8 protein-coding genes are annotated in these 10,497 nt (G+C 43.3%); 5 read left to right on the forward strand and 3 right to left on the reverse strand.

Annotation, left to right across the window (positions count from 1 at the left end; all coding sequences use genetic code 11):
- Positions 1 to 39 precede the first annotated feature (39 nt).
- Entirely contained in the window at positions 40 to 1,803 is a 1,764-nt protein-coding gene (locus M9196_RS19840) for a sodium:solute symporter family transporter (protein WP_250619248.1), read from the forward strand.
- Positions 1,804 to 1,886: 83 nt separating this feature from the next.
- Here the strand turns inward: M9196_RS19840 and M9196_RS19845 are convergent, their stop codons facing one another.
- The 3 genes from M9196_RS19845 to M9196_RS19855 form a co-directional block, all read right to left on the reverse strand.
- A complete protein-coding gene (locus tag M9196_RS19845; protein ID WP_250619249.1) occupies positions 1,887 to 2,642 on the reverse strand; it encodes an SDR family NAD(P)-dependent oxidoreductase in 756 nt (251 codons plus the stop codon).
- A 183-nt stretch (positions 2,643 to 2,825) separates the two neighbouring features.
- Positions 2,826 to 4,181 (reverse strand): MATE family efflux transporter, encoded by a 1,356-nt coding sequence (locus tag M9196_RS19850; protein ID WP_319946371.1) that lies wholly within the window; start codon positions 4,179 to 4,181, stop codon positions 2,826 to 2,828.
- Between the two features lie 80 nt (positions 4,182 to 4,261).
- The gene (locus M9196_RS19855) at positions 4,262 to 4,978 is read right to left on the reverse strand and encodes a FadR/GntR family transcriptional regulator (RefSeq protein ID WP_250619251.1); all 717 of its coding nucleotides are present in this window, start codon (positions 4,976 to 4,978) and stop codon (positions 4,262 to 4,264) included.
- A gap of 467 nt (positions 4,979 to 5,445) precedes the next feature.
- Between M9196_RS19855 and M9196_RS19860 the strand changes: the two genes are divergently transcribed.
- From M9196_RS19860 to M9196_RS19875, 4 genes are all read left to right on the forward strand, one after another.
- Positions 5,446 to 6,165 carry a FadR/GntR family transcriptional regulator gene (locus M9196_RS19860; protein WP_250619252.1) on the forward strand — a complete coding sequence of 240 codons (720 nt, stop codon included), beginning with the start codon at positions 5,446 to 5,448 and terminating at the stop codon, positions 6,163 to 6,165.
- 172 nt (positions 6,166 to 6,337) lie between these two features.
- Positions 6,338 to 8,203 (forward strand): DUF294 nucleotidyltransferase-like domain-containing protein, encoded by a 1,866-nt coding sequence (locus M9196_RS19865; protein ID WP_250619253.1) that lies wholly within the window; start codon positions 6,338 to 6,340, stop codon positions 8,201 to 8,203.
- Positions 8,203 to 8,919, forward strand: coding sequence for a 3'-5' exonuclease (locus M9196_RS19870; protein ID WP_250619254.1), 717 nt, complete (start codon positions 8,203 to 8,205; stop codon positions 8,917 to 8,919). The genes M9196_RS19865 and M9196_RS19870 overlap by 1 nt, the downstream gene beginning before the upstream one ends.
- Before the next feature lie 148 nt (positions 8,920 to 9,067).
- Entirely contained in the window at positions 9,068 to 9,946 is an 879-nt protein-coding gene (locus M9196_RS19875) for an NAD(P)-dependent oxidoreductase (protein ID WP_250619255.1), read from the forward strand.
- The last annotated feature ends 551 nt before the right edge of the window (positions 9,947 to 10,497 follow it).

Below are 10,497 nucleotides of genomic sequence, written 5' to 3' on the forward strand. Positions count from 1 at the left end.
AATGTCCGGTTTTTTTATACATGGAGAGCTAATAGCGCAATGGAATCCTTAGATATCGCCATCATTACGGCGTATTTTTTCTTTATTATACTGGCTGCCGTTATCTTTAAGCGGTTTTCAAAAAATTCATCTGGGTTCATTAGCGGCGGCGGTGCAATGATGTGGTGGATGGCTGGCGCCACCGCATTTATGACTCAGTTTTCTGCTTGGACCTTTACTGGCGCCGCAGCCAAAGCTTACGAAGATGGACTTACCGTATTATTCTTATTTTGGGGCAACGCGTTAGGTTTTTTCGTCGCGGCGGCCTACTTTGCCGAGCGTTATCGAAAACTTCGGGTAGAAACCGCCATGGAAGTCATTCGAATTCGTTTTGGGCAAGTGTCAGAACAAGTCTATACCTGGCTTAGCTTCCCACTAGGTATTATTGGCGCCGCCATTTGGCTCAAAGGGTTAGCCATTTTTGTCGCGGCAGTTTTCCATATTGACCTTTTCGTGACCATCATAATTATTGGTGTGTTAGTGACATTTATTGCCGTAGGCGGTGGGTCATGGACCGTATCAGCCACCAACGTCATCCAACTCATTTTACTGGTTTCTATTACCGCAACAGTCGGTGTTTTCGCATTGATGCATGTTGGTGGTCCCATGGAGTTAATAGATCGCTATCCAAACAATGTCGTCATGGGGAACGACATCCAATACTGGCAAATCTTTGCTTTGTGGGTATTCATTATCATGGCAAAACAAACAGCCAATACTAATAACGCCCTTACTTGCTATCGATTCTTGGTCACCGTGAATGAAAAGGAAGCGAAGAAAGCCGCATTTGTTGCCGGCGTTCTATTCATTATTGGTCCTGTTCTTTGGTTTATTCCGCCATGGGTCGCGGCGACAATGAACATCGACTTACATGCTGTGTATCCGAACCTTGGATCTAATGCCAATAACGCCGCTTATTTGTATTATATCGATCATTACATGCCCACAGGTATTCTCGGTCTTGTTATGGCAGCAATGATTGCCGCAACAGTCGCCCCTATGACGACGTCATTAAATCGCAATGCAGGCGTCTTTGTTCGCAACGTCTACCAATCGGTGATCAAACCGGATGCCACCGAGCAACAACAAATGAGAATGGTTAAAATATCTACCCTTGTCTCAGGCGTCTTGTCTGTCGGCGCGGCGTTGCTTTTCGCCTCAGTGGATGAATACAGCTTTTTTGATTTAATGATGCTCTTTGGCGCGTTATTGCAAATGCCACTTTCAATCCCTTCTTTACTGGCATTGATCGTAACTCGAACCCCAGATTGGTCTGGGTGGGCAACCATCGTTGTTGGCTTGTGTGTTTCGTTCTTTATGCATTTTCTGTTCGATGCAAATCAGTTACTGCCTCTATTTGGCACGGACTCATTTACGCATAGAGAGCATGTCGACTTGACCATTATTGCTTCACTTCTAGCGCAGTTTGTGATTACCGGTGGCTTCTTTATTGCCACCCAGTTTTTCTATCAACCTCCTATTGGTGCACGACAGAAGGCGCGAGAACAAATGCTACTCAACCTCGAAACACCGATCGGCAAAAGCGAAGAAGCGATAGTGAATAGTAAGCAAGGCGAATACCTTGGAAGAATGACTCAAGTGTTAGGACTGCTTATCGCATCGGTGGGGTTATTAACGGATGGTATGACCGATAAAATCACATTCTTTGTCATTGGCGGTCTTATCTTATTGGCAGGATGCCATTTATACCGTTCTAGGCATGGAGATTCACTCAGCCCCAGTGAAAACTCAACAGGCCAGTAAATTGAGAACATAGACGAGCAAAAACGAACAAGCCGTTCCTATCAAAGAGACAGGAACGGCTTGATTTAGATGACCAAGATAAACTAGATACCTAACGCTTGCCCACCACCGATTTGCAACGTTTCAGCCGTGATGAAGGACGCATCCTTACTCACTAGGAAAGCGATAGCTGAAGCAACCTCTTGTGGCTGCCCTAATCGACCAAGCATGATGCTATTTGCCCATGATGCAAACACTTCAGGCTTCGTTGATTTAATTTGCTCGTGGAATGGCGTATCAATCGTGCCAGGAGAAACGGCATTAACACGAATATTCGCAGGGGCAAGCTCTTTTGCAAGTGCTCGGGTTAACGTATGAACCGCGGCCTTAGACGTACCATAGATGCCCGCTCCCGGACCACCTGCATTCCAAGCTGCGTTGGAAGTAAAATTAATGATAGAGGCATTATCTGACTGCTTAAGAAATGGAATAGCAGCACGCGAGACAAAGAATACACTGTCTAAATTTAGCGCCATCACGTTACGGAAAAATTCTGTCGTCATTTCTTCGATTGAGCTACGACCCCCTAGGCCGCCAGCATTATTCACAATCACATCAATTTTGCCATACTTCGCACCAATACTATTTATGTGCTTGGTTACAGCGTGTTCGTCTGTAATGTCAAAACCCAAGAATTCGGCTTCAATTCCCTCAGCTTGAAGTTCAGCTGTACGAGCAGCACCGCGCTCTGCATCAATGCCATTGAGTACAACTGTGTAGCCATCAGTACCTAGACGCTTTGCTACTTCGAAACCAATACCCCCGGTTGCACCGGAAATAAATGCTATTTTTTTTGACATAACGTTGCTCTCTCTTTGTCTATTTGAATTGAGCTGATGAACATACTTCGTCACACAACCGCATTAAGCATATTGTATTACAAATAAAGATAACTGCAAAAGTTTCCTATGACTTGATGTGAATAGAGTGATAAGTGTCTCTTTTTAGTGACGGCTTCCTGCACCTATCGACACCGATCATACTTAATCATACATCAATTTCTTCGCTTGATTGATATCAAACTCATTAAGAGAGCGGCGCGCTAGATGGCGAAATGGCAGAGCTTTCACCATTTCCTCAAACGGTTGAATCGCGAACGCCCAAAAAATAGAACCATCAAACCCGACAATGATTAACGCACAAAGCGGGATAGAGATGACCCACTGCCCAATAAAGTTAATTCTAAACACTGCCGTTGTTTTGCCAAGCGCTCGGAGCACATGCCCATGAACCGTGTTGTAGCCACGAATAATAGGTAAAAACACATACAATGGTGCAATCGTTGTGAGTGCCGCGTAAGTCGATGGCTCTAAATCGGGATAGACATCTTGGACAACCAAGGCAAATCCTGCGAAGAATAAAGCGCAAACAAATGACATGGCGACCGCGACATCAATACTAATATCGACATTCTTTCTTAAGCCATCCATCTTTTTTGAACCAATGGCCTGGCTAATCGTAATAGCAGAAGAATGTGCCCAAGCTGTCATAAATTGAGTTCCAGCTCGAATCCAAGGCATGACGAGTGTGATAGCAACGTAAGCGTGAATGGTCAGTTGTGAGTACAACAATTGGTAAACCGTTGCGCCTATCGACAAAATCGTCATGTTCGCAGCGACCGGTAGAATCTCGATAAGGTGTCGTTTGATGTTGTATTTAAACTCTTTGCGATCCGGCTTAAACGCTAGCGCAATTGCACTATCCGCATTTACGCATAACACGAGATAAATCAAGCGAACCGTTATCGCAATGACACTGCCTATTGCCGCCCCTTCGACACCAATTCCCTGGAATTCAATGCTATTAGTCAGTGAGACACCATGAATCAAAAAGTAAGACAGGCCAGCGTTAATAGGAAGTTCGAGCAAGTAGCCTTTGAAAGGCACCTTTGAGCGGCCCAAGCTGTTATACAACGCGATAATGACCTGAGTCACCGCCGTATATAAGATCAAGAATTTCGAGATGCTGAGGTAGCTGGTAATCTGTTGATGCAGTAGCTCATTGCTCGTGATCATTTGCACTAATGGCTGATCAAACAGAGTAAGCAGAATAAAGAACGACGAAGCCCCGACGAGGTTTATAATCAAACCAGCCCAGAATGCTTTAGCCACAAGTGCTTGTGACCCAGACCCTACCGCCCGGCTCAACACCAATTGAGTTCCGTTGGCAAGCGCCATCTGAATACCAAGCACAAAGGCAATCACTGTTGTCGCAATGCCCATTGCGGCCAATGGGATTTCCCCCAAAGGAGACACAAGTAACGTATCGATCATTAACATCGATTGCATTAAAAGTGCATTGAGAGCTAGTGGCCAAGCGAGGGAAAAGTTTTTCCTAATGTAGGATTGAGACGGCACAACGAGTCCTATATCTTAAAGTTAAGTCATAAAAGAACTTGCTGGTGCGGACTACGCAATCACTAACCGTTCACTACCTGTGCAAGTTTTTGGTTTTCATCATTCAAAAGCTGTATCGAAGATGCTCGTGCTTTATCAGCGTCACCAGACATGATCGCCTCATAAATTGCTTTATGTTCAGCGAGACAAAACCGCCCACCCTCTGCAGAATGATCAATAAACTGCTTAAAAATCGTCGAAAGTATATTGGCAAAAGGAATGTAGAACTGATTTTGCGTAGAAGCAAAAATCGCTTGATGAAAAAGGTGGTCATTAATCGTCCACTCTTGGTAATCAAAATTGTTTGCCGCAAACGTCATTTTTTGAAATAAGATTGATATCGTTTTGCGCTGTTCTACTGTGGCATTCAGCGCCGCAATAGCACATGCCTCTGGTTCAATTGCTTTTCTAAGCCCTAAAAATTGAGCAAGGAAAGGCTGGGTATCATCCAAATCTTGAATCCAGTCAAGCAGCTGCGGATCTAAGAAATGCCATTGGTTTCTAGGACAGACATGCGTACCGACTTTAGGTTTAGATTCTATTAGCCCTTTTGCCGAAAGAAGTTTTGTCGACTCTCTAAGCGCCGTTCGACTCACGCCAAACATATCGCAAAGGGTCATTTCATTCGGTAACTTCTGATTCTCTTGGATTTCACCCGATAGTATTTTGCGAGCGATTTGCCTTGCCACTTGTACATGAATTCGGCGGTAAGAGTTTTCCACCAATGAAAACGTTGTCATACAACCACCTAATCAAATATGAATTGAACATTGTTAACATGCTCTAGGTAAGATCGTCCGATACGTTACATACACAAGAAATGCACAATACAACGGGTAAAGTTTCTGCCAATAAACGCCAACACATCAAGTCTAATCGTTGTCAGAACCTCCCCAAGCAACATTAATAATACAATATGACCAGCCACAGTCAAGAGAGAGAGAGACGCAATGCCGTAAAGTGTGCAGTCACGCAACGTGATACTAAAAATTGTGAAAAGTTGCACAAAATAATTAAGCAATCATGTTACACCAATGAAAAAAAGGTGTTAACTGGTGACAATTTGGCAAGAAGACACTCAAAAATCATCGAAACAAACAGTGTCGAGTTGCTGACCACTTCACGTTATCCATTGCTAGAGTTGGTCTCCTGACGTGAAAATGCTATAATTCCCACTTAAATAATACATTAAAGCGAATAGCAAATTATGTCGGGCTCTTTTAACTCAATTTCAGGTTCCAAACGAAGCTTACACGTACAAGTAGCACGTGAGATCGCTCGTGGCATCCTATCTGGTGACCTTCCTCAAGGGTCAATTATCCCTGGTGAAATGGTGCTTTGTGAACAATTTGGCATCAGCCGAACGGCGTTACGAGAAGCGGTAAAACTCCTAACATCGAAAGGGCTACTTGAGTCGAAGCCTAAAGTGGGTACACGCGTCGTAGACCGCGCGTATTGGAACTTTCTTGACCCACAGTTAATTGAATGGATGGATGGCCTTGCTGACACCGACCAGTTCTGCTCACAGTTTTTAGGACTGCGCCGCGCCATCGAGCCCGAAGCCTGTGCACTTGCAGCAATGCATGCAACAGCAGAACAACGTATTGCTCTATCGGCCATATTCCAACAAATGGTAGAGGTGGCTGAAGCTGACGAGTTCAACCAAGATAAGTGGACAGACATCGACATGAAATTTCATAGTCTAATCTTCAATGCGACTGGCAATGATTTCTACTTACCGTTCGGCCACATCTTAACCACTATGTTTGTTAATTTCATTGTCCACTCGTCAGAAGAAGGCAGTACATGCATTAACGAGCATCGCCAAATTTACGATGCCATCATGGCAGGTAACAGTGATAAAGCGAGACAAGCTTCAGCACAACATTTGCATGAATCGAACCACAGGCTTCCTATCGCAAGCTAACGTTAATTGTCAACAGTCTTCAAAAAAGCATGCATTCGCATGCTTTTTTTATGCATGGAAACTAAGCTTAGTTTGATCACTGCTCCGTTATTTAACTAAATTTGCAGATTGTCATGCAAAAATAAGTTATATAATAAGACTAATTGTTTTCAATGGCTATTGTGAGTGACTTATGTCTCAATCCCTTATACCTAATATCATTCAGTTTATTGCTCAAATCGATCCATTCGATAAGATTCCAAAAGAAGCACTGCGTGAACTGGCGTTCAATGTACAAATTACTTATTTGAACAAGGGAGACACGGTTGATTTAGATGAGGAGGGCAAAGAAAAATCCCTCTATATCGTGCGAACAGGGTCAATGGAACAAAGAAAATCCGATGGCGTGCTTAGAGCGCGATTAGGATCTGAGGATTTATTTGGTTTTACCTTCCTGGATAACGACCAAGGCAACAATGAACGTTACCACGCGATTGCCATAGAAAACACCCTGCTTTACTTGATCCCCCATTCCGCACTGCAATCACTTTTTAAAACGTTTCCTGCGTGCGCAGAGCACTTCGCCTCACAAGCCCAAATTCGCCTTCAATCGGCATTAGATGTCGTTTGGTCGAATAAAGAAAAAGGACTCTTTATTCGGAAAGTTGAAGATGTCGCCAGTGGTCGAGTTGCAGTGGTAACAGCCGATCAAACGATACAAGAAGTTGCTCACGAAATGCGTATTGTCAAACGAACTTCTTGTGCGGTTATATACGAAAATGACACTATCGTGGGGCTTATTACCGACCGGGATATGACAAAACGTGTTATCGCTCAACGGGTCAGTATAGATGAACCAATCTCGTCAGTGATGACACACTCTCCTCTTACTATTAAGCCTGATGATCTGGTTTTACACGCTGCATCCGTCATGATGCAGTTTAACATTCGCAACTTACCCATAGTAAAAAACAACAAGGTTATCGGTCTTTTAACCACTTCTCACCTTGTTCAAAACCATCGGGTTCAAGCGATCTTTTTGATCGAGAAAATTAAATACGCGGGTAGCGTTAAATCGCTGGGGAGCTTTACGGCCGAGCGCCAAGCGATATTCGAAGCATTGGTCGAAGGTAAAGTCAGTCCAGAAACCATCGGCAAAGTAATGACCATGATTATGGATGCCTACACTCGACGCCTGATTCAGATTGCTATCGATAAGTTAGGGCCACCGCCGTGCGATTTTTCTTGGATAGTTGCAGGCTCTCATGCGCGCAATGAAGTCCATATGCTTTCAGACCAAGATAGTGCGATTGTTTTGGCCGATAATTCGACTAAAAATGACCGGATTTATTTCCAACACTTGGCGAACCTCGTGACCACAGGCCTAGCCAGTTGCGGTTTCCCGCTTTGCCCAGGTGATTACATGGCATCGACCTCAAAATGGTGCCAACCGCTCAGTGTCTGGAAGCACTACTATAAAAAATGGGTGGCGAGTCCGGAGTATGAACGATTACTGAACATCAGTGTATTTTTAGAGATACGCACGATTTACGGCAATAGTGAATATGAAACAATCCTTCGAGACGAAATGCATTCAAATATTCACAAAAACCGCGAATTCCTGAGTACGTTGGTCCGTGACGCCGTCAATACTCAGCCACCACTCGGTATATTCAATAAGCTTGTACTTGAAAAGTCGGGGGAAAATAAAAAAACGCTCAATGTTAAGAAATACGCCATCAACCTCATCATTGACTTGGCTCGGATCTATGGCCTATCAGTTGAGAGTGACGTCTCCGCAACCGATGAAAGATTCGCTGCAGCGCACGAAAAAGGCATGTTGAGTGAGGACGCAATGAAAAATATATTGGGCGCCTATCAGTTCATCTTATCGTTTAGATTTGCGCATCAGCTCGAAGCTCTCAAAAAAGGGCAAATTCCTGACAATCACATCAACCCTGATACATTTGGCAGTTTTGAACGCGCACACTTAAAAGACGCGTTTAGGATTATTGCGGATCTTCAAGATGCTGCAAAAGTGCGATTTGGGAGTCGATAATGAAACAGCTTCTCGATTACTTTCATCCGTTACAGCGTTTAAATAGACAGCGTAAGAACTATCTATCGACCACACGAGTGCCTAAAGTTTTCTACGAATTACTCAATCAACCGACTCCCGAAATCACTGACCTAGCTAAAGACAGTGAGTATATTGTATTGGATTTAGAAACAACGGGGCTGGATAGCGAAGATGACCGTATTCTCTCAATAGGATGGGTGGAGGTTTCACAAGGTAAAGTTGACCTTTCAACTGCGCATCACCTATATATCGATGAAGTATCCCAGATTAACCCCGAAACCGCAGTTATTAACCATATTACGCCGCAAATGCTGTCTGATGGGGTGTCGCTTCACGATGCTATGATGACGTTTTTTAATGCCGCTCGAGGTAAGCTCATTGTCGCCCACGCGTGTATTGTCGAAGAAAATTTTATTAATCGCTATTTGCACACCAGTTTTCATATTCAAAACCTTCCGCTTATTTGGATTGATACGCTTTGCCTTGAGAAATCGATGCTCAAAGCAATTAATCAGCATGAAGATGCTGACGTCACGCTAAGCGGTACCAGGGAGCGCTACCACTTGCCGGAATATAATGGGCACAACGCCTTAGCAGATGCTATTTCGACTGCAGAATTACTGCTTGTGCAGAAAAAAAGATTAACCGCGCGAAAAGAAGTGACAATTGGTCACCTCTATCGCCTAAGCCATTGATAGTAACTATACATGGAAGTTGTTTTTCATACACAGATCAAAAAACTGAGTTAACACGACACTTTTGCAACATTGGGGATTGATTAAAAGTAATCAGGCGTATATGCTATCCCCAATTAATCATACAATAGTATATTTGGAGTTAGACATGACTAAACCTGTCATTGGTTTCATCGGCCTTGGTCTTATGGGCGGCAACATGGTTGAGAACTTACAAAACCGTGATTACCAAGTAAACGTAATGGATCTTAACGCTGACGCAGTAGCTGCTTGTGTTGCTCGTGGTGCTAAAGCTCCTGCAACAGCTAAAGAGCTAGCTGAAAACTCAGACATCGTAATGCTATGTCTAACCACTTCTGAAGTTGTTGAAAAAGTCGTTTACGGCGAAGAAGGTATCTTAGCTGGTATCAAACAAGGCGCGACGCTTATTGACTTCGGTACTTCTATTCCAGCTTCTACACGTAAGATTGGTGCAGCTCTAGCAGAGAAAGGCGCTGGTATGATTGACGCTCCTTTAGGTCGTACTCCAGCTCACGCAAAAGATGGCCTACTAAACATCATGGCTGCTGGTGATACAGATACGTTTGCTAAAGTTAAGCCTGTTCTTGAAGATCAAGGCGAAAACGTGTTCTACCTAGGTGCACTAGGTGCGGGCCACGTAACTAAGCTTGTGAACAACTTCATGGGTATGACTACTGTTGCAACTATGTCTCAAGCATTTGCTGTTGCAAAAATGTCAGGTGTTGATGGTCAACAATTGTTTGACATCATGTCTGCTGGTCCATCTAACTCACCATTCATGCAGTTCTGTAAGTTCTACGCTGTAGATGGCGAAGAAAAATTGGGCTTCTCTGTAGCAAACGCTAACAAAGATCTAGGTTACTTCCTTGAGCTTGTTAAAGACTTAGGTACAGAGTCACTAATTGCTGAAGGTACTTCAAAAAGCTTACAAGCAGCTGTTGATGCTGGCTTGGGTCAAAATGACGTACCAGTAATCTTTGACTACTTTTCTAAATTAGAGAAGTAATCATTCTGTCTCCTACTTTATACAAACGGTCAAACCTTTGTATAAAGTAGGGACTTTTCATGCCACAACCCGACATTTCTTCTCTCTTCAATTTTTTAATATTCGACTTAATTTTCAAGCCGCTTTATTTATTCATCTTGTTGTGTCCGCAATTTATCAAATCACTCGTTAGTTACACTCGTTATTATTCGGTTATCGCTATTAGTCGTTATAAATACTAACCTCTTATGGGTTGTCATTCCCCTTGGTTACTAATCTCTATACTGACATTTTTCGATATTATTAACTCTATATTGTGAAAACGAGTAAATAGCCACTCTTAGTACCTAGCTGTATGTTTACTTATAACATTCCACATCTGCCGTTTTCTCAATATAATCTTCGAGTCGGCCCATATCCTAATAAGCCTAGTCCCGCTAAGCTTAATCATCATAGACTTAATCATTATAAAACTTAGTCAGCACAAACATAGTCAGAGTAAACGTAACCAACATAAGTTTGGTTACTATAAACCTCTTCATGAGAATCCTAGTCACTGCATACTAGTCACT

Origin of the sequence: Vibrio methylphosphonaticus (assembly GCF_023634655.1) — a bacterium.
Taxonomy (GTDB): domain Bacteria; phylum Pseudomonadota; class Gammaproteobacteria; order Enterobacterales; family Vibrionaceae; genus Vibrio; species Vibrio methylphosphonaticus.